The sequence below is a fragment of the Stenotrophomonas sp. AG209 genome, from assembly GCF_003550055.1.
Classification (GTDB): Bacteria; Pseudomonadota; Gammaproteobacteria; order Xanthomonadales; family Xanthomonadaceae; genus Stenotrophomonas.
Genome location: NZ_QXDB01000001.1, coordinates 339319 through 365608, shown reverse-complemented (window position 1 = coordinate 365608; position 26290 = coordinate 339319). Strand labels below are relative to the sequence as shown.

The window sequence follows — 26290 nt, the reverse complement described above, 5'->3', positions numbered from 1 at the left end:
ACGACTCACCCATGAGGATCTGGTCATGAAATCCGGAATCGATTCGATCAAAGCGATGGCGCTGGTGCTGTGCACCTGGCTGGCAACGGCGGGCAGCGCGCTTGCCGCAGGCCCGGCAGGGCATTGGGATATCGGCCTGTACGGCAACCTGTTCGGCGCCCGCGAATACCAGGTCTGGGTGCCGGCCGGCTACGACGCGACCCAGCCGCTGCCGCTGCTGCTGGTGCTGCATGGCTGTGTGACCGGCCCGAACCTGATGGGCGAGGCGTCCGGCTTCAATGAGGTCGCCGACAGCGAGGGTTTCATCGTGGTGTATCCGCGCCAGAACGTCACCTCCAATCCCGCACGCTGCTGGAACTGGCAGCTGCCGATCAACCAGGCGCGCGACAGTGGCGAGCCCTCACTGCTGGCCGGCATCGTGGACAAGGTGAAAGCCAGCTACAGCATTGATCCGCACCGGGTCTATGTAACCGGCATTTCTGCCGGCGGTGCGATGACCTCGATCATGCTGGCCTGCTACTCGAATGTGTTCGCTGCCGGCGCCATCCACTCCGGTGGCATGTTCAAGGGCGCGACCACCATTTCCGGCAGTGCCTACGCGTTGTTGGCCGGCAGCATCTACTCACCGGACAGCAACGGTCGGCTGGCCTGGCAGTGCTCGGGTTCGCCTTCGCCGCGCCCGCTGCCGGTGCTGGTGTTCCATGGCAGCGCCGACCTCACCGTCAACCCGGTGAACGGTGAGCAGGCGGTGCGCCAGTTCCTGCAGACCAACGACCTGGCTGACGATGGCCTGGACAACGATTCGGTGAAGTACGTGCCGACCAGCACCTATCACGGCCAGGTGCCGGGCGGACGTGCGTATACGGTGGACACCTACGCCTACGGTGGCAGGACGCTGGTGCAGCACTATGTGGTGCAGGGGATGGGGCATGCGTGGAGTGGCAGCCAGTCGGGCCTGCCGTTCACCGATCCGAAGGGCCCCGATGCCACGCTGATCACCTGGTTGTTCCTGAAGGACTACCAGCGCTGAGTGGCAGCTACTGCAGCGTCAAGCCTGTCGGTCGAGACACCATGCTAGCCTTCCCCTTGGCAGGATTGCCTGACAGGGGGAAGGCATGGATACCGGACGCCGGGATTCCATCGTATTGGCTGCATCCGGGATGCTCGCACTGGCGCTGTCCGCCAATGCGCTCGCGCATCCGGGCGGCCTCGACAAGCAGGGTTGCCACACCAACCGGAAAACGGGTGACTATCACTGCCATCGAGGCGCCCCAGCCGCACCTCGCTACGTCGACACCCCGCGCAGCAGTTTCGCCCCCGGTTCTGCGCGCAGCTCCGGGGTGTTTGCCAACTGTGCGGAGGCCCGCGCCGCCGGGGCTGCGCCGGTACGACGGGGTGATCCGGGGTATGGCCCGCACCTCGATCGTGACAATGACGGCGTGGGCTGCGAACCCTATCGGGGCCGCAGGTAGGGCACGGACCGCCCGGTTTCAACTCCCGTTTCCGCGCATTCGTCGGTCTCCGCCAGGGCTTGGTCGCACAATCTCCCCGTATGGCAGAGCCATGCCCTAGGCTGTTGTGATTGAACTGCAGGGATGAAAGCAATCATGAAGCGCTGGATTTTCCTGGCATTGGCCACGCTCCCGTTCGCTGCCGGTGCCGTGGTCATCCGCGATGATGTTGACGATGCCAGGTACCAGATCGACGCATCGGTGTTCCCGGCACTGGCGGACATGCCAGGCGAGGGGCACGGCGTCCTGATCGCACCGCGCTGGGTGCTGACCGCAGCGCATGCCGCACCGATGGAGGGGATGGGCGCCACCATCACCATCGATGGGAAGGGCTACGGCGTCGAGCGTGTTTTCCTGCACCCCGGCTACCGGAGGATGCCCGAGGCGCTGGGCAGGGAAGCGATGGCAACGGGGAGTGCGTCGAAAATCCACGCGTTTCTGGCGGCGTCGGATGACATCGCACTGATCAGACTTGCCACGCCGGTGAGCGATGTGCCGCCGGTGGCGCTTTGTCGTGGCGGCGCCGAGGTTACCCAGATCGCCGCCTTGATCGGGAAGGGCGCTACCGGCAACGGTGCGACTGGACTGGTGCCGGGCGGGCCGCATCGTACGACGCTGCGGCGGGCCTACAACGCGATTACCGGCGGCAACGCGCGCTATCTCTGGTACCGGTTCGATCCGCCTCCGCAGGGCCTGCCCCTTGAAGGCGTGCTCGGCAACGGCGACAGCGGCGGCCCGCTGCTGATCAAGAAAGACGGGGCCTGGCAGCTGGTGGGCCTCGGTTCCTGGATCACCGCCGTGCCCGAGCATGCGCTGGAAGCGGGCTTCTACGGGCAGGTGGTCTACAACGTGCGCGTGTCCCGCTACATCGACTGGATCGAAAGCCTGGTCGACCGTGACGCGTCACATTAATGGTTGTTTTCAAAGGTAGCCAGCACGCGTGCAATGTCGATCGCATGCGGCGATCTTGAACAATTCATCTCCCCGCGAGGGAGTGCGTTTGCATTCTCATCCCATGCGACGGCCGATCGTATGCTTCCGGCCATGCATTCCTCCTTCGATCTTCCCGCGTACATGACCGTCACCCGGCCCTCCGGCTGGGTGCAGAGCGGCGAGCGCTGGGACCTGTGGTGGAACGGGCGCTCGGTGGCCAACATCGTGCCGCACGCCGTGCTTGGCTTCCGGGTGTACCTGGACGCACGCAAGATGTCCCAGACCAAGGTGGTGGCCGCCACGAATGTGCGACAGGCCAGGCGCTACGCAGAACGCTGGTGTGCTGCACGGCTCTGCCCGCAGCTGCGGCTGCGCGAGGCAGTGGCGCGCCTGGTGGACGTAGCGCCGGAGGCGAGCGCTGCGCCGTCGCCGGCACTTTCGGCGGAGCAACGGCAGCAGGCCCGCCGCCTGGCCGAGGCCGGGGCAGGGGAGGTGGCACGGATCAAGCAGGCGCTGGCACCGCGACTGCCCGCGACGGAGGCCAGGCCGGAGCTGCAGGCGCGAGGCGGAACCTGGTCGATACCCGGCCAGGCGCCGTCAAGCCGCCATTCGAACGGCAATGCCTCCTCTGCCGGGGTTATGCCGAGAGTTCCTCGCGCACGATCCTCGCCCCTTCGCTGAGCGCGCGCAGCTTGCCCCTGGCCACGTCGCGCGCCAGCGGCGCCATGCCGCAGTTGGTGCTCGGGTAGAGCTTGTCGGCGTCCACGAACTGCAGCGCCTTGCGCAGGGTGCTGGCTACTTCATCGGCGGTCTCCACCGTGCTGGAGGCCACGTCGATGGCACCGACCATCACTTTCTTGCCGCGCACCAGCTCGATCAGGTCGATCGGCACGTGGGAGTTGTGGCATTCCAGCGAGATGATGTTGATGTTGGAGGCCTGCAGCTTCGGGAACGACTCCTCGTACTGGCGCCATTCCGACCCCAGCGTCTGCTTCCAGTCGGTGTTGGCCTTGATGCCGTAGCCGTAGCAGATGTGCACGGCGGTCTCGCACTTCAGTCCTTCGATCGCACGCTCCAGTGCGGCTACGCCCCAATCATTCACTTCGTCGAAGAATACGTTGAAGGCGGGCTCGTCGAACTGGATGATGTCCACGCCTGCAGCCTCCAGCTCCTTCGCTTCCTCGTTGAGGATCTTCGCGAATTCCCAGGCCAGCTTTTCGCGGCTCTTGTAGTGCGCGTCGTACAGCGTGTCGATCATCGTCATCGGGCCGGGCAGCGCCCACTTGATCGGCCGCGTGGTCTGGCGGCGCAGGAACTTCGCATCCTCGACGAACACCGGCCTGGGGCGACTCACGGCGCCGACCACGGTCGGCACGCTGGCATCGTAGCGGTTGCGGATGCGCACGGTTTCGCGCTTCTCGAAGTCGACGCCGCTGAGGTGCTCGATGAAGGTGGTGACGAAGTGCTGGCGGGTCTGCTCGCCGTCACTGACGATATCGATGCCGGCATGCTGCTGTTCCTGCAGGGACAGGCGCAGGGCGTCCTGCTTGCCCTCGATCAGGCCTTCGTCCTGCAGCTTCCAGGGTGACCAGAGCTTCTCGGGCTCTGCCAGCCAGGAGGGTTTGGGCAGGCTGCCTGCGGTGGAGGTGGGGAGCAGCGTCTTCGTCGGCATTGTGTGGTGTGTCCTGGGGGGGCGAATGGAAAATCGATGGATCAGCGGGCGGCCCACTGCTCAAGCACGGCGCGGTAAGGCTTGATGAAGTGTTCTTCGGTGAACCGGCCCTGCTTGACCGCCAGCTGGCTGCGCTCTTCGCGGTCGTAGACGATGCGGGTGGAAGAGTAGTCCTGGTGCTTCAGGCTGGGCTGGTAGACCTTGCCGGCCACGGAATTGGCGTTGTAGATCTCCGGGCGGTAGATCTTCTGGAAGGCTTCCATCGTGCTGATGGTGCCGATCAGTTCCAGGTTCGAGTAATCGCCCAGCAGGTCGCCCTGGAAGTAGAACGCCAGCGGCGCGACGCTGCCCGGCGGCATGAAATAGCGCACCTGCAGGCCCATCTTGTCGAAGTACTGGTCGGTGGGGGAGAACTCACCCTGGCGGTACTCCACGCCCAGGATGGGGTGATGGTTCTCGGTGCGGTGGTAGGTCTTGCTGCTGGAAACGCTGATGCAGATCACCGGCCCCTTGCTGAAGTTGGCGCGGTAGGCGTCCGAGCGCAGGAAGTGCTGGAACAGCTTGCCGTGCAGGTCGCCAAAGCCTTCCGGAATGCCGAAGGTGGCCTTGCCCTCGTTGCTGGCCGGCAGCACCACGCTGAAGTCGTAGTCGCGCACGTAGGACGAGAAGTTGTTGCCGACGATGCCCTCGGTGCGCACGCCGGTCTGCGTGTCGACGATGGTCGGCCGCAGCACCTCGATCAACGGGAAGGGATCGCTGCCGTCGGCGCCGTCGATGTGCATCTCCACCGAGATGATGTCCAGCTCGACCGCATAGCGGTCCGCGCTCGGGTTGTCCCAATGCGCCAGGTCGTTGAAGCGGTTGTTGATCATGCTGATCGTGTTGCGCAGGTTCTCCTGCCGCGATGCGCCACGGGCCAGGTTGGCGAAGTTGGTGGTGATGCGCGTGCCTTCGGCCGGCTGGTAATCCTCGTTGAAAGGGATGCGCGTGATGCTGAAGGTGAAGGTGTCGGTCGTCATGGGCGGCGTTCCGGTTTGCTGGGTGGCATCCGAATGCAGGGTGCTGGCATCCGGTATTCAGAGAGTTGCGGCGGTCTCGGCGATGGCGGGCGCAGCGCGATGGGACAGGGCAAGCAAGGGCATTGCCCGCTGCACGGCCAGTCGCGCACGTTGGATCAGTGCCTCGTTGTGCACGCGGCCCTCGGCGAAATCGCGATCGGTTGCGTACACGCCCAGGGGCAGGGTGCGGGCCTGGAAGAAGCTGAAGAGCGGCCGCAGCTGATGGTCGATCACCAGCGCGTGGCGCTCGCTGCCGCCGGTGGCGGCCAGCAGGATCGGGGTATCGACCAGCGCATCCTGGTCGATGAAATCGAAGAAGTGCTTGAACAGGCCGGTGTAGGAGCCGCGGTAGACCGGCGTGGCCACCACCAGTACGTCGGCCTGTTCGACAGCGACCAACTGCCGCTCGACCGCCTCGGGCAGCTGCGAGCGCCACAGCGCACCGGCCAGCTGTGGCGCAAGCTCACCGAGCTCGATCAGCTGCTGCTCGCAATGGACGTCTTCGCCGATCAGGCCCAGCAGATGCTCGGCCAGGGTGGCGGCCCGGGAGGGGCGTTGCAGTCCACCGGAAACGGCGACGATACGGAGGGGGCGGGTCATCTGTTCGCTTTCAGCAGGGGAGGGGCTGCTTCGGCGCAATCTGCGGGGGCGCAGTCCTGCGGGCCGGCTGGATCAGCAGGCTGTCAGGCAACCGAAGGCATGACCCGATCCTAGCCATGCCCCTCCATGACGTAAAATGGTATTACTTCACCAATCCATGAATGAGATTCATCGTCATGCTGGAACGGATCCACCTCAGCATCGTGCAGCAGGTCGAACAGCAGGGCTCGCTCACCGCGGCCGCCGGCGTGCTCAACCTGACCCAGTCGGCGCTCAGCCACAGCATGAAAAAGCTGGAACAGCAGCTCGGCACCGATGTCTGGCTGCGCGAAGGCCGCAGCCTGCGGCTTACCCAGGCCGGGCAGTACCTGCTGGCGGTCGCCAACCGGGTGCTGCCGCAGCTGGACCTGGCCGAGGAGCGGCTGGGCCAGTTCGCGCAGGGCGAGCGTGGCGCGCTGCGCATCGGCATGGAGTGCCACCCGTGCTACCAGTGGCTGCTGAAGATCGTCTCGCCGTACCTGGCCGCCTGGCCGGACGTGGATGTGGACGTCAAGCAGAAGTTCCAGTTCGGCGGCATCGGCGCATTGTTCGGCTACGAGATCGACCTGCTGGTCACGCCCGATCCACTGCTGAAGCCGGGCCTGAAGTTCATCCCGGTGTTCGACTACGAGCAGGTACTGGTGGTGGCCAGCAACCACGCCCTGGCCAAGGTGGATCACGTAAAGCCGCGCCAGCTCGGCCAGGAAGTGCTGATCAGCTACCCGGTGCCGTTCGAGCGTCTGGATATCTACAACCAGTTCCTGCTGCCGGCCGGCATCACGCCGCGGCGCCACAAGGCCATTGAAACCACCGACATCATGATGCAGATGGTGGCCAGCGGCCGCGGCGTGGCTGCCATGCCGCGCTGGCTGGTAGAGGAGTACGCCACGCGCATGGACGTGGTGCCCGTACGGCTGGGCGCCAAGGGCATCCCCAAGCAGATCTATCTGGGTGCGCGCGAGGCCGATACCGGTATCGACTACCTGCAGGCCTTCATCGAACTGGCCCGCAACAGCTCGCCGCTTGCCGGCAATGCACGCGAGGCGCGCTGATGCCGGCCGGTACCTCATCGCAGGCGGACGCCTTCATCAACGCCTTTTCACTGGAAGTCAGCGCGAAGGCCATGCCGGCACTACGTGCCGAGGCGGCCCGCATACCGCGCGGCACGGTCATCTCCCTTCCCTGGCTGGCCAGCGAGGACGACGACGCACGCTTGGTTGCCGCGCGCATGGTGCGCGAGCTCGGCTTCGAGCCGATGCCGCATCTCTCTGCCCGCCGCATCGGCTCGCACGCAGCGCTTGAGCGCTTTCTGGAGCGCGCCGCCAGCGAAGCCGGCGTCACCCGCTGCCTGCTGGTCGCGGGCGACCTGGCCACACCCGCCGGGCCGTTTGCCGACAGTGCTTCGATCATCCAGACCGGTCTTCTGGAGCACTTCGGGATCAAGGTCGTTGGTATCGGCGGGCACCCGGAAGGCCACCCGGTGATGAGCGCTGACGACCGCTGGCAGGTGCTTGGGCGTAAATGTCAGGCCATCGAAGCACGCGGCATGGCCCCCTTGATCGTCACCCAGTTCGCGTTCGATGCCGATACCGTGCTGGCCTGGCTGGATGCATTGCGCGCGCGTGACATCTCGGTTCCGGTGCTAGTCGGCGTGCCGGGGCCGGCCAGCATCACCCGGCTGCTGCGCTACGCCGCGATGTGCGGCGTGGGTGCCAGTGCATCGATGCTGGCCAGGTATGGCATCTCGATCGGCCGGCTGCTCGGCACGGCGGGGCCGGAGGTGTTCGTCGATTGCCTGGTGAAGGGGCTGACGGGCGCCCATGGCCCGATCAGCCCGCATTTCTTCCCGTTCGGCGGAATTGCGCCATCGCTGGAGTGGATCGCGCAGTACCAGCGGCGCGTTCGCGGCTCCGGCCGCTGATCCGTATCGATGGCTGTGCTGCCGGGCCTGTCAGCCCGGCAGTTCGCACTTCATCCTGCCGTCCACGTAGTACGGCTTGGGTACGTTCGGGTTCGGGCTGGTCTTCTCGAAGACCACCTCGAACGAGGCGGCATCGGGCGAGCCCTTGCGCTCGGTGCACTCGTCCTGCAGCTTCTTCTTGACCGCAGTGATGCCGGCATCGCGGTTGGCGCCCTCGGCGCTGTTGGTCAGGTTCACGGTCTCGGCCAAGGCCAAAGGGCTCAGCGCAAGCAGGCCGCCGGTCAGCATCAGGGTATGCAGCTTCGTCATGGTTGGTACCTGGCAGGTCTCCAATGAGGCCCCCAGCAATAGGGCCGGGCCGTTAACGGTGTGTGCCCGCCGGGGTGAGGGGAGGGCGCGCAACGCCCCCGTAATCCGCGATGGCTGACAGCTGTCACTGGCTGCAACCCGGGCGGACGCGAATAGTGAGCGCCAAGGCGAGGGCACCTCGCCACCACTCAGCCACCACTCACCAAGGGGACCGCTCATGAACATGCTCCAGCAACTCGCCGCGCAGACGCCGATCTGGGTCTGGCTGCTCCTGGCCTTCCTGATCACCCGCGGCATCGCCGCCATGAAGCCGGGGGAGACCTCGCTGCAGAAGCTGGCGATCGTGCCCGCCCTGTTCGCCGTATGGGGTGCGTGGTCGATCAGCCATCGCTTCGGCACGTCGCTGAGCGCCTGGGGTGAATGGCTGGCCGGCATCACTGCGGGTGCCGCACTGGGCTGGCTGCTGCTGAATCGGCTGAAGCTGACGCTGGACAGCTGCACCGGCAAGCTCTGGCGCAACGCGGACTTCAGCCTGCTGCCGCTGCTGCTGGTCACCTTCCTGGTGAAGTACGGCTTCGAAGTCGCATTTGCGGTGTCGCCGTCGCTGACCGCCAATGCTGGCTTCAGTGCCGCCTACCTACTGTTGGCGGGCGGATTCACCGGCATCTTCGTCGGCAAGTACTGCCGGTACCTGGCCTCGCTGCGGATGGGTGCGGCAGGCAAGGGGCTCGAAACCGCAGGCTGATCGCCCGGGTAGTGCCGGCCGCTGGCCGGCTCCGCCATGCAGGGTTGTGCGGGGCTGGAGCAGGCATCACGATGCCCGCCACTGGCCATCATCGGAAACGCTCACGTCATGAAGCCCACATCCTGGTTCTGGATCAACGTGGCCAGTCACTTCGGCATCGTCGCAGCCCTGGCCTGGCTGCCCGCACGGTGGACGGGGCAACTGGTGGAGGCTCTGGCCGTGACTCAGCCGGCTATCGGCGAAACCCAGCATCTGGCCCTCATTGGCTCCGTTTTCGGCTTCTGCGTGACCGCACTGATCCTGATGGGGGCGCTGACAGTCACCGGCGAACTCCTCGGTTTCTCCAGGCCCTATGCGCGGCGACCGGAACCCCAGAACCAAGCGCAGGTCGTCCACCGGAAGGTGCTGTTGACTGCCTTCGCCACGCTCTCGTGGGTGGCTGTGGGATCGCTCGCAGGTATTGCGTCGATCTTCGCTGTTTCGTGATGAAAGGCGGCCCCGTCAGCGCCCAGCGCGCCGGAACAAGTATCCGGTCGAGAACGGGCAGGACCTGCTCACCCTCGACATCTTCGGATACGCAGACTGAAGCGCCGCGATGGCATTGACGTCGCGCGCCTCTGCCGAGACATGCTTGGCTGGGGTTCGGACAGCACAGGTGCGTGAGACGCGCGCTTGCTCATACCTCCCCGCGCCACTGGCTCATCAGCATCTGAAGAAATCGCTCGGCCGTGGGCGAGAGCAGGGCGCCCCGTCGGCGGACGATGCCGATCGTGCGCGACACTACCGGGTTGCCGATCGCGCGTGTCACCAGGGTGGGGTGATCCCCGTCCGGCGTGGCCATCTTCGGTAGCACCGACACGCCGATACCAGCCTCGACCATGCCCAGTGACGTCGACAGGTGCGTCACTTCGTAGTGCCAGCTCAGTTTGAGGTTCTCGCGCGCTAGCGCGCCGTCCAGCAGCGTGCGGTTGCCGCTGGTGCGATGCACGGTGATCAGCTGGTGCTCGGCCAGATCAGCCCATTCCACTTTGCGCTTGCGGGCCAGCGGATGATCGCGCCGGCAGGCGAGGACGAAGGGGTCCTCGGCCAGCACGTCGAAATCGAGATTCGGATCGTTGGCGCCCATGAAGTTGATGCCGAACTCGACTTCGCCACGCTCCACTGCCTGCAGACCCTCCGTGGCCGGGATATCCAGGATGCGGAAGCGCACGTTCGGGTGCGCTTCGTGGAAACGCGCCATCACGCTGGGCAGGAAATAGAACGCCGCCGTCGGCAGGCACGCGATGGTGACGGTGGCGCCGCGGGTGTCCTCCCGGCCGCGCAGTGAGAAAAGCGAGCCATCGAATTCCTCCAGCATGCGGCGCACCAATGGCAGCAGGTTCTCGCCGACAGCGGTGGTGCTGACGCTGCGCGTGGTGCGCTCCAGCAATGGCGAACCCACGGCCTGCTCCAGTTTCTGTATCCGTCGGCTGAGCGCCGGCTGGGAGACGTGCAGGATTTCCGCGGCGCGATGGAAGCTGCGCGTCTCCGAGACCAGCAGGAAGGCGCGTAGATCCAGGATTTCGCAATTGATGCTCATTGGGTATCAATCATCCAAAAATCAGCAATTCACAGATCAATTGAGGCCATGCCAGTATCGAATCACAGAGGGGTCATTCATCTCCTATACGCATCAATCTAGCACACGTATGTCCAACGATCTGCTCAGCATTCCCTGCGTACTCATGCGCGGTGGCACCTCCAAAGGCCCGTTCTTCCTGGCCAGCGACCTTCCTTTGGACATCGCTGAACGCGATCGCCTGCTGCTGGAAGTGATGGGCTCGGGCCATCCGCTGCAGATCGACGGCATCGGCGGTGGCAACGCGCTGACCAGCAAGGTGGCGATCATCGACCGTTCGAGCAGGGCGGACGCCGACGTGGATTACCTGTTCGCCCAAGTACGGGTGGAGCAGCAGGTGGTGGATACCTCGCCCAACTGCGGCAACATGCTGGCGGCCGTGGGCCCGTATGCCATCGAGCGTGGGCTGGTGCAGGCGCAGGATCCGCAGACTGAAGTGCGCATCCACAACGTCAACACCGGCAAGCTGATCATCGCCACGGTGGAAACGCCGGGCGGCCATGTGGTCTACCGCGGTGATACGCGCATTGCCGGCGCGCCGGGCTCGGCCGCGCCGGTCAGGCTCTCCTTCCTTGATGCCGCAGGTGCCCGCACCGGCAAGCTGCTGCCCAGTGGCCACGCGCAGGAAACCATCAATGGCGTGCCGGTCAGCCTGGTGGACTGTGCCATGCCGATGATGCTGGTGCGTGCCGAAGACCTGGGCGTGCACGGGGATGCCTCGCCCGCCGAACTGAACGCGGACGCCGCGTTCATGCGCCGGCTGGAAGCGCTGCGCATCGAGGCGGGCGCCCGCATGGGCATCGCCGACGCCGGCAACAAGGTTATCCCCAAGCCGGTGCTGCTGTCGGCGCCGCAACACGGCGGCGATCTGCAGGTGCGCTACTTCATGCCGCACCAATGCCACACCGCACTGGCGATCACCGGCGCCGTCGGCCTGGCCACCGCCGCCGTCACGCCGGGCACGCTGGCCCACACTTTGGTCGGATGCCTGTCCGTTCCCGGCCGCATTACCCTCGAACATCCGAGCGGGGCCCTGGAGGTGGGCCTCAGTCGCAGTTCGGGCGATGCGCCGGTGATTGCCAGCGTGGTCCGCACCGCGCGCCGCCTGTTCGACGGCCGGGTATATGCAACCTCGCCCGCGCCTGCCCGGGCCAGTACCACCCAAGACCGCCAATGGACGTCAGCGGCATGATCTGAAACCGGCCGGGTCGGCACAGGCGTGCCTGCCCGCCACCACAACGTAGATGCTTCACTCCTGGGAGGGATGATGTACAAGCAGTTCCTGATGGCCGCGCTGTGCGCGGCCGGCCTGGCCGCGGCCGGGTGCAGCAACAGCGGCCGCGCCGAAGGTACGGCCACAGGCAGCGCTGACACCGCACCGGTGCGCATCAGCGTCGGCTCCTACAACCTCAACAACCTGCCGTTCTTCATTGCCGACGCCAAGGGCTATTTCAAGGACGTCGGCCTCGACGTGAAGACCGAGAACTTCGCCCAGGGTGGCTCCAAGGTGCTGCAGGCACTGGTGGCCAACTCCACCGACGTGGCGGTGGGCTTCTACGACCACACCATCCAGATGCAGGCCAAAGGCAAGGACGTGGTTGCCTTCGTGCTGCTCTCGCGCAACTCCGGCCTGGTGATGGCGGGGCGCGAGGACGCCACCTTCGATCCAGCACGCCCGGAGACCATCAAAGGCCAGAAGGTGGGCATCACCGCGCCGGGCTCCTCGTCCGACTTCTTCGTCCGTCACTTCCTCGCACAACACGCTATTCCGGTCGACAGCATCTCGCTGATCGGCGTCGGCTCGGGCGCCGCAGCGGTGGCCGCGCTCGAGCAGGGCAAGATCGACCTGCTGGTCAACTACGACCCGGCCGCCACCCTGATCACCGAACGCAAGGTCGGCAGGATCCTGCTCGACGCGCGCAGCGACGACGGCGCCCGCCAGGTCTATGGCGGCCTGTACCCGACCTCGGTGATGTATGCCAACCAGAGCTTCCTGGAAAAGCGTCCCGAAGCGGCCGAGAAGATCGCCCGCGCCGAGCAGATGGCCTTGAAGTTCATCGCCGACAACAGTGCCGAAGAGATCGTGGCGGCGCTGCCGGACAGCTACGTCTCTGGCGACCGTGCCACTTATGCGCGCGCAGTGGAGAACGCCCGCGCCATCTTCACCCGCGACGGTCACTTCACGCCGGCCGACCTGGAAACGCCGTTGAAGGTGCTGCGCGAGTTCAACACGGATGTGGCCAAGGCCAACATCGATCTGTCCAGGACCTACACCAATGCCTTCGTCGAGCGTGCCAACGCTGCGACGCCGGCTGCCCAACCGTAAGCGGAGGTAACCCCATGGCCCTCAATGCCACCGTGCGCCAGCTCAATGGCGCACCGCAGCTGGAGCCTGCACAGACCATGGTCGCCATCGACAAGGTGACCATGTCCTTCGGCGAATTCACCGCCGTACGCGATGTCGACATCCAGGTGGGTGACGGCGAGTTCCTCGCCATCGTCGGCCCTACAGGCTGTGGCAAGAGCACCATCCTCAATTCCGTGGCGGGCCTGCTGAAGCCGTCTTCTGGACAGGTCAAGATCGACGGCCGTACGGTCAGCGGCGTGCAGGAATCGGTGGGTTACCTGTTCCAGCAGGATGCACTGCTACCGTGGAAGACCGCATTCCAGAACGTCGAGCTCGGCCTGCGCTTCCGTGGCGTGCCCGAAGCAGAGCGCAAGGCCAAGGCCAATGCGTGGCTGGCCAAGGTCGGCCTGGCGGGCTTCGAGCATCGCTATCCGCACCAGTTGTCCGGTGGCCAGCGCAAGCGCGTGCAGATGGCGCAGGCGCTGATCGTTGAGCCGAAGGTGATCCTCATGGATGAGCCGTTCTCGGCGCTGGACATCCATACCCGCCACCTCATGCAGAACGAACTGCTGCGGTTGTGGCAGGAAGACCGGCGCTCGGTGATCCTGATCACCCACGACCTTGAAGAAGCGATCGCCCTCGGTGACCGCGTGGTCGTACTGTCCTCCGGCCCGGCCAGCCGGGTCGTGCGCAGTTTCGATGTGGATCTGGAACGGCCGCGCAATGTGGCCGAAATCAAGCTGGATGACCGTTTCACCGACCTGTACCGCGATATCTGGGCCTGCCTGCGCGGCGAAGTGGAGAAGAGCTATGCACGCCAAGACTGACAAGTTCATCCAGCTGGCCCTGGTGGTCGCCGTGTTCGGTGGCTGGGAAGGCGGCATCGCGCTGGGCGTGATCGACCCGTTCTTCTTCCCGTCGCCGACAGCGATCGTGCAGCAGGCCTGGACCTGGCTGTCGGATACCTCGTTCTACCAGCACGTGTACATCACGCTGACCGAAACCGCGCTGGGCTACATCATCGGCACTGGCCTGGGTGTGGCTGGCGGCGTGTGGTTGGGCCTGAGCCGACGCTCGGCGCGCATCCTGGATCCCTTCATCAAGGGCTTCAACGCGATTCCGCGCGTGGTGCTGGCGCCGATCTTCGTGCTGTGGCTGGGCCTGGGGCTGTGGTCGAAGGTGGCGCTGGCGGTCACGCTGGTGTTCTTCACCACGTTCTTCAACGCCATGCAGGGCGTGCGTGAGGTAAACCCGGTGGTGCTGGCCAATGCCCGCATCCTGGGGGCGAGCCGTAGCGACCTGCTGCGCCACGTCTACTTCCCGGCAGCGGCGAGCTGGATCCTTTCGTCGCTGCGTACCTCGGTCGGCTTCGCGGTGGTCGGCGCGATCATCGGTGAGTACCTCGGCGCCTCGGCGGGCCTGGGCTACCTGATCGCGCAGGCAGAAGGCAACTTCAACGCTGTGGGTGTATTCGCCGGCATCATCATCCTGGCCGCCTTCGTGCTGGTCATCGACGCCCTGCTGGACGTGGTCGAGAACAAGCTGATCACATGGCGCCCCAACGCCCAGGCACAGGCCACCAGCTGACCGGGTTGGGCTGAGCCCGCCTGACGCGCCGCCGGGCCGACCCGGCGGCGCCGCATCCTCCTGATCTTCCCCCGCACCACCGCAACGGGCCAGCGCCAGGCCAGGGGGCCGGCTGGCCGGAGAGAGCCCATGAACCCTCCCACCGTGCTGCCGATGGCAGCGCTGTCGGTCGCGCTCGGCCTGCTGTTGGCCAGCGGCCATGCCGACGCACAATCCACGTCCTCGCTTCCCGCGCCGCTGAGCCAGGCCGAGCTGTCACGCCTGGTGCAGCAGCAGGCGCTGCAGATCCAGCAGCTGGAAGCCCGCCTCCGCGCCGTGGAGGGCGGGCAGGGCAGTGCGGCCGCACCGCCCACGCCGCCCGCGCCTGCACTGGAGACGCGGGTGGCCGCACTGGAGTCCAGTCATTCCAAGCTGCCGAAGGTCTCCTGGGTCAAAGGTGCACCGGAGTTCAGCAGTGCCGACGGCACTACGGTGTTCCGTCCCCGCGGCCGCCTGTTCGTCGATGCCTCCAGCACCGACGGTTCGGCGGTCGCCGGCCGCAACGTTTCGGGTACCGAAATCCGTTCGGTGCGCCTCGGGGCCGAGGGGCGCTACGGCACCCTGGGCTGGGTGGTGGAGGGCGACTTCGCCGACAACGCGGTGGCGTGGAAGTCGGTCTATGCCACGCTGGACCACACGCTGTTCGGCGTGCCAGCCGACCTCACGGTCGGCAACCGCTTGAACGATCGCGGTATCGATGGCTCAAGCAGCACCTCCAACACGCCGTTCCAGGAACGCAACGTGGTCGGCACGCTGCTGCTGCCGCAGCGCGGCCTGTTTGGTGTCGGGCTCACCGAGCGAGTGTATGGAAAGGGCTGGCATGCCAGCCTGTCGGTGGCCGGCAACGATCTCAACAACGCGGGCACCGACAACGACAGCCAGACCTGGGCCACGCGCGTCCATTGGAATCCGCTGGACACCTCGGGCGCTACAGTGCATCTGGGCGCATGGGCCTTCCACGAGAAGATCCCCGCTGGGGCCAACGGCGTGGTGCGCAGTTCGGCCATTGCGGGGCATTTCAACGATCTGGTCAAGATCACGCCAGGCACGCTCCTGGGCGCCGAGCGCAGCACCGCCTACGGCGTGGAACTGGCGGGCTTCTTCGGCCCTGCATGGGCCACTGGCGAATGGGGTACGCGCAGCCTGCGGGGCAGCGATGCCAGCGGTCGCTATGACCGCGATCACGAAGCGTGGGCGATCTCGGCCGGCTGGTTCCTGGCGGGCGCGCAACCGTCCTACGCGGGCAAGACGGGTACCTGGGGGAAGGTGAAGGTCGCCGATCCAGTGACGCGCGGCGGCGGCGGCGCATGGGAGCTGAAGGGCCGCTACGAGGACGTGGACTACGCCGAGCTGCCCAGTGGCAGTACTGGCTACGCGTGGACGCTGGGGGCGAACTGGTACCTCAACGACTTCAGCCGGGTGATGTTCGAGGCGGTCCGCTGGCAGGCGCGCAACCGCAACGGCGCCGGAGAGGGTAGGGACGAAGGCACCACCTTCAATACCCGCCTGCAGGTGGCCTTCTAGCCGCCTGGGGTAGCCGTCGTTCGGCGTTCTCCGGGTGGCCCAGACTCCGACGCGGGGCAGTGTTGTGATGTCCCGCGCCGGACACGGCTACTTCGGCATCAGCACGGTGTCGATGACGTGGATAACGCCGTTGGACTGACCAACATCGGCGATGCTGATCCCGGCCTTGCCGCCCTTGGCATCCACAACCCACAGCTTGCCGTCATGAAGCGTCACGGTAAGCGGTTCGCCCTGGACCGTCTTCAGGGTGGCCTTTCCGCCGTGCTTCCTGGCGTCTGCGATGAGTTGCGCCGAGCTGAAGTTGCCCGGGACCACGTGATAGGTCAGGATCCTGGTCAGCTGCGCCTTGTTTTCCGGCTTTACAAGGGTGTCAACCGTGCCCGGGGAAAGCTTGTTGAAGGCTGCATTGGTGGGGGCGAATACGGTGAAGGGTCCCGCTCCGTTGGATGGCGCTGTTCGGCATGCCGATGCCGGTACTTCGCCTGGTCGGAACAGTACAATCCGGAGTCGTCCACTCCTTGCTGGCCCATCATGTCGATTCGAGTAGCGTGTCTATGCGGGAAGGTTGTCATTGATCTGCACGGGCAACCGGTAGCGCGCGCCAACTGCCACTGCGCATCCTGCAGGGACTTCTACGGTGTGGCGATGTTCTCCGCAACGGCATGGGACCCCGCCTCCGTTCAGATGGAAGCCTCTGAAGTGCGGACGTTCAGTCATCCCGAAAAGCAGTTGAAGAAGGCGTTCTGTGCCACTTGCGGTGAGGTTGTGTTGGGTACCAATCGGCTGGGCATGCATGTAGTTCCCAATGCGATGCTGCACCGCGTCGGCGAAGAGGGTTCCCATTCCAGGTGGGCTCCCACAATGCACCTGTACTATCGCCAGCGGGTGGTTGATGTTCTGGATGAGCTGCCGAAGTACCTTGACGGCTGGGATGGCGCGCTCTACTCACCGGAATGACTGAGCAGGTGCAGAAGTGCCTGACTCCGCCCAGCACGACTATCCGTAGGCGCCTGCCGACGTCGGCGGGTCCAGGACGTTAAGCGGCTCAGTCCGCGCTGTTGCGGCCGATTGTGGCTGCCTACAACCAACGGCACAGGTGCCGCTGGTTGAGTCGCCCTAGCATCATCAGCACACTCCCTACAGGAACCTGCGAATGAACGCATGGGTTCTCGGCGCCATTCTCATCTGCTTGCCATTGCGAGCACTCGCTGTCCCCAACGCAGCCGAAGCACCGCCGACGCGTGTAATCGTGTTGGGGGTCGATCATGCGGCCCAGCTGGTTTCGCCCAATGACAGCCCAGCAACACTGGCTGCCTTTCTGGATCGTACGAAGCCCGCCGCCATCTGTGTCGAGCGATCGCCGGAAGCTTTTGCCCGGCACAGCTATTACGAGTTCACTTACGAGATCCAGGATGTAATCGTGCCTTTCGCGCGCGCGAGGGGCATAGCCTTGTGTCCTGTGGACTGGGCGCCGCCAGTAGAAGACGCCAGACTGGGATTTGGCCTGGACCTGGAATCCATTCCGGAAGTGCGCCCTGACAAGGGATTCCAGGCCTTCCTCGTGTTCCCGAAGCCAGCCCAGCTGACCAGGGACATCTTCCATGCAGATACTCCATCCAATCTTTCCAACATCCACGAGTGGGCAACCACTGCCGCAAAGCGGGCTGGAGACGACCTCCCACGACGGCTGTACCTTTATCGCACCTACCTGCAGGCCAAGCGCCTGGTTGCGGCAGCCAGGGCGTACGCCGGGGAGACCGTTGTCCTGGTTGTAGGCGAGTTTCACAAGCGCGATATCGAGGCCATTCTCTCGGACGACGCCAGCATTGAAATCGTACAACCCAGCGCGATAGGCAGGCCAACAAAGACACAGGAAACGAAGGCGAACAGCAATGCCTATCGGCATGCAATTGCCAGCTTCAATCTTCTGGGCGTGCAGGCAGAAACCGGCAATATTGACTACGCATTCGTGGAGGAATCGGTGTCTGGGCTGGTCGGTTCCGCACCGCGTGCTGAAACCGAATTGTATCGGACGCGACTGGATCTGCTTCGCAAGCGTATCAGCCCTGAAGAAGCCATCCTGCGGTATCAACATATTGCAGCTTCCGCCGAAGACGCGCGATTCAGTTGGACGGGGGTGCAGGACCACGACCGCGTCGACTCCTACTTTGACCCCTTCGGAAACCTTACCGTGCGACAACGAGCGCTGCTGGAAAGTGCGCGCGAATGCGGAGCGGTCGGTCGCAAGGACGAGGTTGACAGGGTCTTCGACACCATTTCCAGCGAGCTCCCCCCGGCAAAGGCCCGTCAGTTCGGCGCGTACTTCTCTCGATACATCCGCGCTTGATTCCAGTCAGTGTCCGGTCGAAGAAGGGCAAACGCCTTCTATCGCCCGTTTAACCGCTCGTTGCAACTGGTCGATGTGAAACGGCTTGGCTACGAAAGCCGCGCGCCGGTGGCGCTGCGGCACCAGCTGGTCATACACCGCAGAAACGAAGAGATAAGGGATGCCGAGTTCGGCCAAGCGATCGGCAACCGGAAAGACAACGCCATCGCGAAGCTCCACATCCAGCACGGCGCCATCGAACGATTGTCTTTCCAGTAGGGCCATCGCATCAAACACGCTGTAGGCGTGGGTTACCTGGCCACCTTCGTCTTCGAGCGCGCGCTCCATGAGGGCGGCAAGGTCGAATTGGTCCTCCACCAGCAGCAGGTTGCATCTGCGCTGGCTCATATCGCGTTGCATGCGCGCATGCCTGTGTTGCCTCGGGAGCTGCAGTGTGTGCCGTGCCGCATCAATGCCGTGAGTGCGGAGCGTCAGCCCGGCGCGAAGCCACTGACGTGCCGTCAACGCTGTCGATGGATCGTGGAGAGCGCCCGGGATTTCTTGACGGCATTTTGGCGGGGAGCATGGATACTGCCGCCATCTTCGGCACTGGAGCTTCTGTCATGCATCGACCTGGAACCGATCCTGCTTTACCGCGTGTGCTCCGTGTCGAATGCATGCCCCTGGACTGTGGTGGGGCCGCCGTCGTGGTAGAGCTGGATCGCACGCCTGAACGCGCGTGGATGAAGTCGCTGAAGCGGGCGTTGCACTCTGATGAGATGCTGGATGGCGTGCAGGTCAAGTTCGATGGCCGTTTTGTCTATGTCGTGGGGGTTGAGGTCGGCCTGCACCGGGCGCAGCACCGGGTGATGCGGTGCCTCCTGGGCCTTGAAACAGTGGCCAGCACGGTCTGTTCACAGCCGCGGATGGCCGGTAGTTCCAGCTTCGCGATCGATCCAGGCCGAGGCCGGATGCAGCGCCCTGCGGCGGTGGATGTGCAGCGGGTCGACGCAGCGGCTTCCCGGGAAGGTCGCGACCTCCCAATGGACGGGCTCTGTGCGTAACGCATCGACATGCGCAACCGGTGCGCCTCAATGAGCAGGGCAGTGGCAGGCGGAGGATACGGTCGGCAGGTGCCTGGCGCTGCGGGCCCACCTTGGCCGATACGCATCGGTTGCGCCGGCTGGTCGCTGTCCCGGTCGGAGCAGGTGGACTTCGGGGAGGGTGACAGCGTGCTTCAGCGCTACGCCACCCGCCTGCCCATGGTCGAGATCAACTCCTCGTTCTATCGCCTGCACGTGGCCGGCACGTACGAACGGTGGGCTGCAAGCGTGCCAGAATACTTCCGTTTTGCAGTGAAGATGCCGCGCTCGATCAGCCATGAACAACGGCTTCGCGATGCAATGCAGCCGCTGGAGCAGTTCCTCGCTGGCGTGCGGGCGCTGGGCAAGAAGCTTGGGCCGCTGTTGCTCCAGTTGCCCCCCAGCCTGGCATACGACCGGGCGACGACGGAGCGCTTTCTGCAGGGCCTGCGTGCACGTAGCGAGCTCGATGTGGCCTGTGAGCCACGCCATCCCAGTTGGTTCACTACGGAAGTGGATGCTCTGCTGAACGCCCATCGTGTCGCACGGGTTGCGGCGGATCCAGCGCGGGTGCCGGGCGCTGCGATTCCAGGCGGAGACCGCACGTGGAGCTATTGGCGCTGGCACGGGCAGCCGCAGATCTATCGCAGCGCCTACAGTGAACAGGTCCTGGCAGGCCTGGCCCGGGAGCTGCAGCTCGAATCGGATGCGCGACGATCAGTCTGGTTCGTGCTGGACAACACCGCGCTGGGGCACGCCGCCCGCAACGCCCTGCGCCTGCAGGCCCTGCTGCAGCAGGGCCTGCAGGCCTGAGCCCCCCCCATCGTCCTGCTGCGCGGGGCTGCGAGCCCTTCTATGAATTCCGCGGGGATCAGCGGAACGGTGCGCAATTGGACCATCGCGGGGCATTTCAACAATCTGGTGAAAGACACGCCGTGCCTACCGTCAGCTGGCCTTCCAGGACCAGGCGCGGCCGGCATTCTGGTCACAGCAACAGCAGCGCCGCGATCAACGCAGGTGGCATCACCAGCGCGCCGATACGCATGAAGCCGAGCGCGCTCACATGCTCGCCTTCGCGACGCAACGCCACCAGCCACAGCATCGTGGCCAACGAGCCGGTCACCGACAGGTTGGGCCCCAGGTCCACGCCGATCAGCAGCGCGGCGCGGGTCTGTGCAGGCAGTTCAGCCATCTGGCCCAGCGAACCGGCCGCCAGGCCCACCGGCAGATTGTTGGCGATGTTGCTGAGCAACGCAGCCACGCCTCCAGCCAGCCAGCTGGCCTGGTGCGGCGACGCCTTCGCCAGCGCCTGCAGCGCGCCGGCCGCACTCTGGATGACGCCGGTCTGGGCCACTGCTTCCACCAGCACGAACAGTCCGGCCACCAGCGGCAACACGCCCCAGGAGACATGCCGCAGCAGCGGCAGCGGACTACAACGCTGGCGTATCACCACCACCGCCACGCTCAGCGCGCCGGCGCAGAAGGTGGCCAGGCCCAGGGGTCCGTTCAGCGCGGACGTCACCAGCAGTACGCTGCCAGTGAACAGCACGCCCAGCGCGCTCAGTCGGCCGCCCTCGGTCAGCGGGCGATGCTCCGGCGCAGCGACCAGCGGCTGCGCGATCTCGCGCCGGTGCACCCAGCGCAGCACCAGATAGGTGGCGCCGATCGCAGCCAGCGAGGGCAGCGCGAACTGTGCCAGCCACTGCAGCAGCGGCGGCATGTGCTGGCCGTACACCACCAGGTTGGCCGGGTTGGAGATGGGCAGCACGAAGCTGGCCGCATTGGCGATGAATGCGCAGACGAAGAGATAGGGCAGGGGATTGGCGCGGGCCGCCTTGCAGGCAGCGTAGACCGCCGGCGTCAGCACCACGGCCGTTGCATCGTTGGAAAGAAACACCGTCACCAGCGTGCCGACCAGAAACACCAGGTCGAACAGGCGCCGCCCTGAGCCTCGCGCATGCCGGACTGCATACAGCGCCAGCCAGTCGAACAGGCCTTCGCGCCGGGCCAGCTCGGCCAGCGCCATCATGCCGACCAGGAACAAATAGACATCCCGCCCCTCGGTCACCGCGTGCCAGGCAGTGCCGAATGACATCGTGCCACTGAGCGGAAGCAATGCCGCCGCGCCGAGCGCCCATACGTACTCCGGGATGCGGAACGGACGGATCAGCAGGCCGACGGTGGCGACGGCCACCGCCGTCCAGATGATCAGGGAAGAATGGGAAGCGAGCATGGGGTAGGGATGTGCGTGGTGCCGTCCATCGCGCCCCTCGCCGGCTCTGCGGCGAGTGCGGTCAGCGTGCTGGCACCCGCTGCGAACAGTGCAGGTGCCGGGGTTGCGGCATCATACCGTGCTGGCTGCCCAGCGAATGCCAGGGCGCGGCGCGTTCCGTGACGGTCGTGCCAGGGCATGCACAGCGGCGGGTTGCGCCTTCCATGTTACGGTCAAGCGACACCTCCCGTTGCTTCCCGTTCTACCGCGCATTTTTCGACTTCCCGTAGGTCGGGTCAGTCAGAGGACACATTGCGATGGTCGTCATCGAAACGCTCCCGACAGCATCGGAATTCCTCAGCGTGCCCCACGACCCAGGTCCACATCGGGATCATCAGAACCAGCAGCTCCTTGCCCAACGGAGTGATGCTGTACTCCACGCGGGGCGGCACCTCGCGAAAGTCCTGCCTGTGGATCAGCCCGTCCCTTTCCAGCTGTCTGAGGGTACGTGTCAGCATGCGCTGGGTGATTCCCTTCATGCGCCGCGCCACATCGGCGTGACGCAGTGTTCCGTAAACACCCAAGGCATGAATGATTCCCAGGGACCAGCGGCTGCCTGCATGCGCAAGAACCTCACGGCGCAGGCCATCATCGTCCGCGCTCATGCCGTCGCATATCGCTTGTGAATGCCGCAGAAGCGCTTCGGAGCTCATGAACGGTGCGATCGGTATCATCGGTGTGCCTTCTTACGTGGCGATATGGGAGGGAGCAGAATCGCCGCCATCGTACACACACATGGTGGTTTGAATGTCTTCCCCGAATGATTCCCGCTCGATCCTGGTGCTGGGTGCCGGCGAGCTCGGAATGCCCGTCATTCGCAACCTTGCACGATTGGCTGGGATGCATGATGCACGCATCAGCGTGATGCTGAGAGAAGCCTCGATAGAATCCGTGCTTCCGGAGAAGCGCGCTGTAATTGATGAAATACGCTCTTTGGGAGTGACCATCGAGCCAGGCGACCTGGTGGCTTCCACGATCGACCAACTGGCCGTGCTCTTCTCCAGGTATGACACCGTGATCGGTTGCACCGGCTACGCCGCTGGCCGCGACACACCCATGAAGGTAGCGCGCGCCGCCGTGAAGTCAGGTATCGGCAGGTACTTCCCTTGGCAGTTCGGGGTCGACTTTGACGCCATTGGACGCGGTGGACCGCAGGATCTGTTCGATGCCCAGCTCGACGTACGCGACTATCTGCGCTCGCAGTCCGCAATGGACTGGGTCGTCATTTCCACCGGCATGTTCACCAGCTACCTCTTCGAGCCGGAGTTCGGGGTCATCGATCTTCCCGGCAGAAGGGTCAATGCACTGGGTACAGCCTCCAATGCGGTCACGCTGACGACACCTGAGGACATTGGAGCGATGACTGCACAGATCGTCTTCCACTTGCCCCCACTTCGGAACGAGATCGTCTATCTGGCGGGAGACACGGTCCGCTATGAGGAACTGCCTGCCATCCTGGAAGGCTATTTCGGCGCCCACTTCGAGCTTGCCGTCTGGGGGGTTCCTCAGTTGATGAAGGAGTTGGCCGATGATCCGACGAACATGATCAAGAAGTACCGCGCCGCCTTCGCCCAGGGCAGGGGCGTGTCCTGGGGCATGGATGGAACGTTCAATGCCAACGTTGGCGTGAAACTGGCGGGTGTGAACGACTGGCTGAAGGCCAATATAGAGGCCTGATGAACCATCCAGCGGTCATCGCGCTGAGGACCTGTGACTCTCCTACAGACTCCAATCGATCCGCATGCCTGCAATCAGCGCATTCGGCAGGTCACGCTGGCGTGCGGGTTCATTGAACTGGTCGGGATGCACGATGTAGTGCAGGTTCGGCGCAATCCGAAGTTGCGGTGTGACCTGGATGCCATAGCTCAGCTCCATCATCACCTGGCTTCCGTGCGGCGTGCCGCTGCCGCCGGCTGCCGCACGGGCCAGGCGAAGGTTCTCCAGCGCGATGCTGCTGTACTTCTGCTGGGTCACCACAAAAGCGATGCTGTCCTGCGGCCGGCGGGCGAACGTGCCCTTCTGCACCAGGCCGGCCTGCAGGAAATGATCCTCGATCAACTGGCCAGAGGTGCCCTTGAGCACCGCACCGAACAGGGTCAGGCCGCGTCCGGCACCATCACCGGTGAGTTGCTGTTCGAAGCGGGCGAACGCGCCGGAGCGGCCACGACGGGTCGCATGGTCCTGGCCACTGAGAAGTGCCGGAATGCCGTTGGCATCGCGTAGTGGATCGAGATAGGTCGAGTTGTCCTGCCAGCCACCGATTTCGTAGCGGGCTTTCAGTCGTGCCGAAGCAGGGCTGCGCCAGCCGATCGTGTAGGGCACGATCCAGCCCGTGGCCTGGTTCGTATTCCACTTCAGGCCGTGCTGGCCATCCTCCGCCTGGCTGGGATCGACCTGGTACGCGCCGACGCGCACATAGACATCGGGCGTCACCCAGGCCGTGGCATCGGCCATCCAGCTCGATACCGGCCACCAGGTGAAATTGCTGGTACGAAACACGTAGGTCGGGTTGCCGCAGGCCGAGTTGCCCTGGAAGTACTGGCAGAGCTCCGAACCAAGGTGGTGGATGTTGGCGACGCTGCGCCCGGCTTCCACCACCAATCGGTCGTTCAGCAGTTTCTGTTCAAGCGTCAGGTTGGCCAGGCGCGTGCCCTGGCCACCGTAGATTTCCTGCACCGAGGTGCTGTTGCCAGTGCTGCTGTTGGCCAGGTTGGTGCCATGGCGGTTGATGCCGTAGGCCTTGATCGTCGCGCCCCGCCAGCCAAACGCCGCGTCCAGATCCACGTCGGCGCCGAACATCAGCTGGCCAGCATAGGCCGTTCCGCTGCGCTTGCCGCCGTCGAGCGTGGCGGCCGCTTCGCCGGTGTAAGCCAGCTTGGGGGTGAGGACGTCGCTCGCCTCGGCGGCGGCGGCCAGGGGTAGCAGGGCCGGCAGGGTCGCCATCAGCAACAGGCGGCGGGAAGGAGAGGTCATGGGCGAGGTTCCTTTTACAGGGTGGGAGCCGTGACCGGCTTCTTGAGCACGCGCAGCGCGACCGCGGTGACGGTCACGCCGGCCACCAGTGCCAGCAGGTAGACGCCAAGGTGGGTGACCGCGTTCGGGATCGGCAGCACGAACACACCACCGTGCGGCACCTTCAGCTCGACGCCTGCGGCCATCGAGATCGCACCGGCCACGGCCGAGCCGAGGATCAGCGCCGGAATGGTGCGCAACGGGTCGCGCGCGGCGTAAGGGATCGCACCCTCGGTCACGAAGCTGAGGCCAAGCACGCCAGCGGCACCGGCCGTGCCGCGCTCCTCGGCAGTGAAGCGGTTGCTGAACAGCCATGTGGCCAACGCGATGCCCAGCGGCGGCGTCATGCCGCCGATCATCGTCGCCGCCATCGGCGTGTAGACCTGGCTGGAAATCAGTGCGGTGGAGAACGCGTAGGAGGCCTTGTTGACCGGCCCGCCCATGTCCACCGCCATCATGCCGCCCAGCAGCAGGCCGAGCAGAATCGCGCTGCTGCCCTGCATGCCGCGCAGCCAGTCGGTCAGCCAGGCCAGCAGCCCGGCGACCGGCGTGCCGATCACGTACATCATCAACAGGCCGACCAGCAGCGTGCCCAGCACCGGCAGGATCAGCACCGGCTTGAGGCCTTCCAGGCTGCGCGGCAGGCGCAGCGCACGGTTGATCCAATGCACGCCGTAGCCGGCGATGAAACCGGCCAGGATGCCGCCGATGAAGCCCGCATCCATGTTGACTGCCACCAACCCACCGATCATGCCCGGCGCGATGCCCGGGCGATCGGCGATGGAGTAGGCGATGTAACCGGCCAGTGCCGGCACCATCAGCATGAAGCCGGACTTGGCGCCGATCTGGAACAGCGACCAGGCCAGCGTGCCCTTGTGTGCATCGTCGAAGGCATAGATGCCGCCGAGCGCGAACGCCAGTGCGATCAGCAGGCCACCGGCAGTGACGAACGGCAGCATGAACGACACGCCGGTCATCAGGTGCTTGTAGGGGCCGGTGACCCTGGCCTTCTCGGGGGTGCGGCCTGAAGCCGCCGTACCCGCCTGCACGCCGGCCTCGGCCAGCGCCTTGCGGATCAGGTTCTGGCCGTCATTGATCGCCGGCTTGGTGCCGCTCTTGAACAGGCGTTTGCCAGCGAAGCGCGACAGATCGACTTCGCGGTCGGCGGCGATCAGCACCAGGTCAGCGGCAGCGATTTCTTCGTCGCTCAATGCGTCCTGCGCGCCGACCGAGCCCTGGGTTTCCACCCGGATCGCATGGCCCAATGCCTTGGCGGCCTGCTGCAACCCTTCGGCTGCCATGAACGTGTGGGCGATGCCGGTCGGGCAGGAGGTGACGGAGACGATGCGCCTGCTGGCGCCTGCGGCGGGCGCGGTTTCGGACGTCGTGGCAAGCTGCGCCAATACGGCAAGCGGGTCGTCCAGCACTTCACCGAGGCTGGCGCGCACGATCTGGGCGTTGCCGAAGCGCGCGGCATCTGCCTCGCCATCACCCACCAGCAGCAGCTGCGTTGCGGCGGCGGCCTGCGTTGCCGGCAGTGCCCCGGTCACGCCCTGGTCGCTGCGGATTTCGATCGCCAGTTCAGCCCCTTGCTGGCGGGCGGCGCGGCGCAGCGCTTCGGCGGCAAGAACCGCCTCGATGCTGCGTTCGCCGGCGGCGATGACTACGGTGGAAGCTTGCATGGGAACTCCTGGA

At 65.2% G+C, this 26290-nt stretch carries 28 protein-coding genes and 1 pseudogene; 18 read left to right on the top strand and 11 right to left on the bottom strand.

Annotated elements, in window-relative coordinates; all coding sequences use genetic code 11:
• Positions 1-25 precede the first annotated feature (25 nt).
• The 4 genes from DFO63_RS01685 to DFO63_RS01670 all read left to right on the top strand — a co-directional run bounded on the left by DFO63_RS01685 (position 26) and on the right by DFO63_RS01670 (position 3125).
• On the top strand, positions 26-1030 hold the full coding sequence (locus DFO63_RS01685) for a PHB depolymerase family esterase (protein ID WP_049445131.1): 1005 nt from the start codon (positions 26-28) through the stop codon (positions 1028-1030).
• A gap of 85 nt (positions 1031-1115) precedes the next feature.
• Complete coding sequence (locus tag DFO63_RS01680) at positions 1116-1472, top strand: excalibur calcium-binding domain-containing protein (protein ID WP_101765507.1); 357 nt, start codon at positions 1116-1118, stop codon at positions 1470-1472.
• 135 nt (positions 1473-1607) lie between these two features.
• Complete coding sequence (locus tag DFO63_RS01675; RefSeq protein ID WP_119006970.1) at positions 1608-2423, top strand: trypsin-like serine protease; 816 nt, start codon at positions 1608-1610, stop codon at positions 2421-2423.
• 33 nt (positions 2424-2456) lie between these two features.
• A complete protein-coding gene (locus DFO63_RS01670) occupies positions 2457-3125 on the top strand; it encodes a hypothetical protein (protein ID WP_101765506.1) in 669 nt (222 codons plus the stop codon).
• Here the strand turns inward: DFO63_RS01670 and DFO63_RS01665 are convergent.
• The 3 genes from DFO63_RS01665 to msuE are packed head-to-tail and all read right to left on the bottom strand — an operon-like array spanning position 3082 to position 5774.
• The gene (locus tag DFO63_RS01665; RefSeq protein WP_119006284.1) at positions 3082-4116 is read right to left on the bottom strand and encodes a methionine synthase; all 1035 of its coding nucleotides are present in this window, start codon (positions 4114-4116) and stop codon (positions 3082-3084) included. The genes DFO63_RS01670 and DFO63_RS01665 overlap by 44 nt on opposite strands.
• A 41-nt stretch (positions 4117-4157) precedes the next feature.
• Complete coding sequence (locus DFO63_RS01660; protein WP_049445140.1) at positions 4158-5135, bottom strand: DUF1852 domain-containing protein; 978 nt, start codon at positions 5133-5135, stop codon at positions 4158-4160.
• 57 nt (positions 5136-5192) lie between these two features.
• Positions 5193-5774, bottom strand: coding sequence for an FMN reductase (gene msuE / locus DFO63_RS01655; RefSeq protein ID WP_049445141.1), 582 nt, complete (start codon positions 5772-5774; stop codon positions 5193-5195).
• 176 nt (positions 5775-5950) lie between these two features.
• Between msuE and DFO63_RS01650 the strand changes: the two genes are divergently transcribed.
• Entirely contained in the window at positions 5951-6865 is a 915-nt protein-coding gene (locus tag DFO63_RS01650; protein ID WP_014647226.1) for a LysR family transcriptional regulator, read from the top strand.
• Positions 6865-7734, top strand: a complete 870-nt coding sequence (locus tag DFO63_RS01645; RefSeq protein ID WP_049445144.1) for a methylenetetrahydrofolate reductase — start codon at positions 6865-6867, stop codon at positions 7732-7734. Before DFO63_RS01650 ends, DFO63_RS01645 begins: the two co-directional genes overlap by 1 nt.
• Before the next feature lie 30 nt (positions 7735-7764).
• Here DFO63_RS01645 and DFO63_RS01640 read toward each other — a convergent pair whose 3' ends face one another.
• A complete protein-coding gene (locus DFO63_RS01640; RefSeq protein WP_049445147.1) occupies positions 7765-8043 on the bottom strand; it encodes a hypothetical protein in 279 nt (92 codons plus the stop codon).
• Positions 8044-8260: 217 nt separating this feature from the next.
• On the opposite strand from DFO63_RS01640, the gene DFO63_RS01635 reads away from it, so the two are divergent.
• A complete protein-coding gene (locus DFO63_RS01635; protein ID WP_049445150.1) occupies positions 8261-8788 on the top strand; it encodes a DUF6622 family protein in 528 nt (175 codons plus the stop codon).
• 108 nt (positions 8789-8896) lie between these two features.
• Positions 8897-9274, top strand: a complete 378-nt coding sequence (locus tag DFO63_RS01630) for a hypothetical protein (protein WP_049445154.1) — start codon at positions 8897-8899, stop codon at positions 9272-9274.
• 190 nt (positions 9275-9464) lie between these two features.
• On the opposite strand, the gene DFO63_RS01625 is transcribed toward DFO63_RS01630, so the two are convergent.
• Positions 9465-10367 carry a LysR family transcriptional regulator gene (locus tag DFO63_RS01625; RefSeq protein WP_049445157.1) on the bottom strand — a complete coding sequence of 301 codons (903 nt, stop codon included), beginning with the start codon at positions 10365-10367 and terminating at the stop codon, positions 9465-9467.
• 109 nt (positions 10368-10476) lie between these two features.
• On the opposite strand from DFO63_RS01625, the gene DFO63_RS01620 reads away from it, so the two are divergent.
• The 5 genes from DFO63_RS01620 to DFO63_RS01600 all read left to right on the top strand — a co-directional run bounded on the left by DFO63_RS01620 (position 10477) and on the right by DFO63_RS01600 (position 15903).
• Entirely contained in the window at positions 10477-11598 is a 1122-nt protein-coding gene (locus DFO63_RS01620; RefSeq protein ID WP_119006283.1) for a 4-oxalomesaconate tautomerase, read from the top strand.
• A 75-nt stretch (positions 11599-11673) separates the two neighbouring features.
• Positions 11674-12732, top strand: a complete 1059-nt coding sequence (locus DFO63_RS01615) for an ABC transporter substrate-binding protein (protein ID WP_049445519.1) — start codon at positions 11674-11676, stop codon at positions 12730-12732.
• A 14-nt stretch (positions 12733-12746) separates the two neighbouring features.
• Positions 12747-13580: an ABC transporter ATP-binding protein gene (locus DFO63_RS01610; protein ID WP_049445162.1), complete on the top strand. Its 834-nt coding sequence runs from the start codon at positions 12747-12749 to the stop codon at positions 13578-13580.
• The gene (locus DFO63_RS01605; protein ID WP_005409726.1) at positions 13564-14340 is read left to right on the top strand and encodes an ABC transporter permease; all 777 of its coding nucleotides are present in this window, start codon (positions 13564-13566) and stop codon (positions 14338-14340) included. The genes DFO63_RS01610 and DFO63_RS01605 overlap by 17 nt, the downstream gene beginning before the upstream one ends.
• A 129-nt stretch (positions 14341-14469) precedes the next feature.
• Positions 14470-15903, top strand: a complete 1434-nt coding sequence (locus tag DFO63_RS01600; protein WP_101765500.1) for a porin — start codon at positions 14470-14472, stop codon at positions 15901-15903.
• An 87-nt stretch (positions 15904-15990) separates the two neighbouring features.
• Here the strand turns inward: DFO63_RS01600 and DFO63_RS01595 are convergent.
• A pseudogene (locus DFO63_RS01595) lies at positions 15991-16344 on the bottom strand (fasciclin domain-containing protein); the annotation flags it as partial.
• Between the two features lie 90 nt (positions 16345-16434).
• Here DFO63_RS01595 and DFO63_RS01590 point away from each other — a divergent pair.
• Together DFO63_RS01590 and DFO63_RS01585 are read left to right on the top strand one after the other, a co-directional pair.
• On the top strand, positions 16435-16860 hold the full coding sequence (locus tag DFO63_RS01590) for a GFA family protein (RefSeq protein WP_119006282.1): 426 nt from the start codon (positions 16435-16437) through the stop codon (positions 16858-16860).
• A gap of 196 nt (positions 16861-17056) precedes the next feature.
• Positions 17057-18250, top strand: coding sequence for a hypothetical protein (locus tag DFO63_RS01585; protein WP_119006281.1), 1194 nt, complete (start codon positions 17057-17059; stop codon positions 18248-18250).
• Between the two features lie 6 nt (positions 18251-18256).
• Here the strand turns inward: DFO63_RS01585 and DFO63_RS01580 are convergent, their stop codons facing one another.
• On the bottom strand, positions 18257-18649 hold the full coding sequence (locus DFO63_RS01580) for a response regulator (protein ID WP_049445174.1): 393 nt from the start codon (positions 18647-18649) through the stop codon (positions 18257-18259).
• Positions 18650-18972: 323 nt separating this feature from the next.
• Here DFO63_RS01580 and DFO63_RS22255 point away from each other — a divergent pair, with 323 nt between their 5' ends.
• Positions 18973-19293 (top strand): hypothetical protein, encoded by a 321-nt coding sequence (locus DFO63_RS22255; RefSeq protein ID WP_235434911.1) that lies wholly within the window; start codon positions 18973-18975, stop codon positions 19291-19293.
• Between the two features lie 69 nt (positions 19294-19362).
• Positions 19363-20124, top strand: a complete 762-nt coding sequence (locus DFO63_RS01570; RefSeq protein WP_119006280.1) for a DUF72 domain-containing protein — start codon at positions 19363-19365, stop codon at positions 20122-20124.
• Between the two features lie 172 nt (positions 20125-20296).
• Here the strand turns inward: DFO63_RS01570 and DFO63_RS01565 are convergent, their stop codons facing one another.
• On the bottom strand, positions 20297-21544 hold the full coding sequence (locus DFO63_RS01565) for an arsenic transporter (protein WP_049445180.1): 1248 nt from the start codon (positions 21542-21544) through the stop codon (positions 20297-20299).
• A 275-nt stretch (positions 21545-21819) separates the two neighbouring features.
• Positions 21820-22236: a helix-turn-helix domain-containing protein gene (locus DFO63_RS01560; protein ID WP_259337360.1), complete on the bottom strand. Its 417-nt coding sequence runs from the start codon at positions 22234-22236 to the stop codon at positions 21820-21822.
• A gap of 94 nt (positions 22237-22330) precedes the next feature.
• On the opposite strand from DFO63_RS01560, the gene DFO63_RS01555 reads away from it, so the two are divergent.
• Positions 22331-23260 carry an aromatic alcohol reductase gene (locus DFO63_RS01555; RefSeq protein ID WP_049445182.1) on the top strand — a complete coding sequence of 310 codons (930 nt, stop codon included), beginning with the start codon at positions 22331-22333 and terminating at the stop codon, positions 23258-23260.
• A 42-nt stretch (positions 23261-23302) separates the two neighbouring features.
• Here DFO63_RS01555 and DFO63_RS01550 read toward each other — a convergent pair whose 3' ends face one another.
• Both DFO63_RS01550 and DFO63_RS01545 read right to left on the bottom strand, forming a co-directional pair.
• Positions 23303-24556, bottom strand: coding sequence for a carbohydrate porin (locus DFO63_RS01550; RefSeq protein WP_049445185.1), 1254 nt, complete (start codon positions 24554-24556; stop codon positions 23303-23305).
• Between the two features lie 14 nt (positions 24557-24570).
• On the bottom strand, positions 24571-26277 hold the full coding sequence (locus tag DFO63_RS01545; protein ID WP_119006278.1) for a fructose-specific PTS transporter subunit EIIC: 1707 nt from the start codon (positions 26275-26277) through the stop codon (positions 24571-24573).
• Between the last annotated feature and the right edge of the window lie 13 nt (positions 26278-26290).

Excerpts from the sequence above, each read along its gene's own strand:
- DFO63_RS01685 (WP_049445131.1), top strand. The coding sequence starts at position 26 with ATGAAATCCGGAATCGATTCGATCAAAGCGATGGCGCTGGTGCTGTGC.
- DFO63_RS01610 (WP_049445162.1), top strand. The coding sequence starts at position 12,747 with ATGGCCCTCAATGCCACCGTGCGCCAGCTCAATGGCGCACCGCAGCTG.
- DFO63_RS01600 (WP_101765500.1), top strand. The coding sequence starts at position 14,470 with ATGAACCCTCCCACCGTGCTGCCGATGGCAGCGCTGTCGGTCGCGCTC.
- DFO63_RS01640 (WP_049445147.1), bottom strand. The coding sequence starts at position 8,043 with ATGACGAAGCTGCATACCCTGATGCTGACCGGCGGCCTGCTTGCGCTG.
- DFO63_RS22255 (WP_235434911.1), top strand. The coding sequence starts at position 18,973 with ATGAAGTCGCTGAAGCGGGCGTTGCACTCTGATGAGATGCTGGATGGC.
- DFO63_RS01650 (WP_014647226.1), top strand. The coding sequence starts at position 5,951 with ATGCTGGAACGGATCCACCTCAGCATCGTGCAGCAGGTCGAACAGCAG.
- DFO63_RS01555 (WP_049445182.1), top strand. The coding sequence starts at position 22,331 with ATGTCTTCCCCGAATGATTCCCGCTCGATCCTGGTGCTGGGTGCCGGC.
- DFO63_RS01630 (WP_049445154.1), top strand. The coding sequence starts at position 8,897 with ATGAAGCCCACATCCTGGTTCTGGATCAACGTGGCCAGTCACTTCGGC.
- DFO63_RS01625 (WP_049445157.1), bottom strand. The coding sequence starts at position 10,367 with ATGAGCATCAATTGCGAAATCCTGGATCTACGCGCCTTCCTGCTGGTC.
- DFO63_RS01645 (WP_049445144.1), top strand. The coding sequence starts at position 6,865 with ATGCCGGCCGGTACCTCATCGCAGGCGGACGCCTTCATCAACGCCTTT.
- DFO63_RS01550 (WP_049445185.1), bottom strand. The coding sequence starts at position 24,556 with ATGACCTCTCCTTCCCGCCGCCTGTTGCTGATGGCGACCCTGCCGGCC.
- DFO63_RS01545 (WP_119006278.1), bottom strand. The coding sequence starts at position 26,277 with ATGCAAGCTTCCACCGTAGTCATCGCCGCCGGCGAACGCAGCATCGAG.
- DFO63_RS01605 (WP_005409726.1), top strand. The coding sequence starts at position 13,564 with ATGCACGCCAAGACTGACAAGTTCATCCAGCTGGCCCTGGTGGTCGCC.
- DFO63_RS01675 (WP_119006970.1), top strand. The coding sequence starts at position 1,608 with ATGAAGCGCTGGATTTTCCTGGCATTGGCCACGCTCCCGTTCGCTGCC.
- DFO63_RS01615 (WP_049445519.1), top strand. The coding sequence starts at position 11,674 with ATGTACAAGCAGTTCCTGATGGCCGCGCTGTGCGCGGCCGGCCTGGCC.
- DFO63_RS01680 (WP_101765507.1), top strand. The coding sequence starts at position 1,116 with ATGGATACCGGACGCCGGGATTCCATCGTATTGGCTGCATCCGGGATG.
- DFO63_RS01635 (WP_049445150.1), top strand. The coding sequence starts at position 8,261 with ATGAACATGCTCCAGCAACTCGCCGCGCAGACGCCGATCTGGGTCTGG.
- DFO63_RS01665 (WP_119006284.1), bottom strand. The coding sequence starts at position 4,116 with ATGCCGACGAAGACGCTGCTCCCCACCTCCACCGCAGGCAGCCTGCCC.
- DFO63_RS01590 (WP_119006282.1), top strand. The coding sequence starts at position 16,435 with ATGTCGATTCGAGTAGCGTGTCTATGCGGGAAGGTTGTCATTGATCTG.
- DFO63_RS01560 (WP_259337360.1), bottom strand. The coding sequence starts at position 22,236 with ATGAGCTCCGAAGCGCTTCTGCGGCATTCACAAGCGATATGCGACGGC.
- DFO63_RS01565 (WP_049445180.1), bottom strand. The coding sequence starts at position 21,544 with ATGCTCGCTTCCCATTCTTCCCTGATCATCTGGACGGCGGTGGCCGTC.
- DFO63_RS01580 (WP_049445174.1), bottom strand. The coding sequence starts at position 18,649 with ATGCAACGCGATATGAGCCAGCGCAGATGCAACCTGCTGCTGGTGGAG.
- DFO63_RS01670 (WP_101765506.1), top strand. The coding sequence starts at position 2,457 with ATGTCGATCGCATGCGGCGATCTTGAACAATTCATCTCCCCGCGAGGG.
- DFO63_RS01585 (WP_119006281.1), top strand. The coding sequence starts at position 17,057 with ATGAACGCATGGGTTCTCGGCGCCATTCTCATCTGCTTGCCATTGCGA.
- msuE (WP_049445141.1), bottom strand. The coding sequence starts at position 5,774 with ATGACCCGCCCCCTCCGTATCGTCGCCGTTTCCGGTGGACTGCAACGC.
- DFO63_RS01660 (WP_049445140.1), bottom strand. The coding sequence starts at position 5,135 with ATGACGACCGACACCTTCACCTTCAGCATCACGCGCATCCCTTTCAAC.
- DFO63_RS01620 (WP_119006283.1), top strand. The coding sequence starts at position 10,477 with ATGTCCAACGATCTGCTCAGCATTCCCTGCGTACTCATGCGCGGTGGC.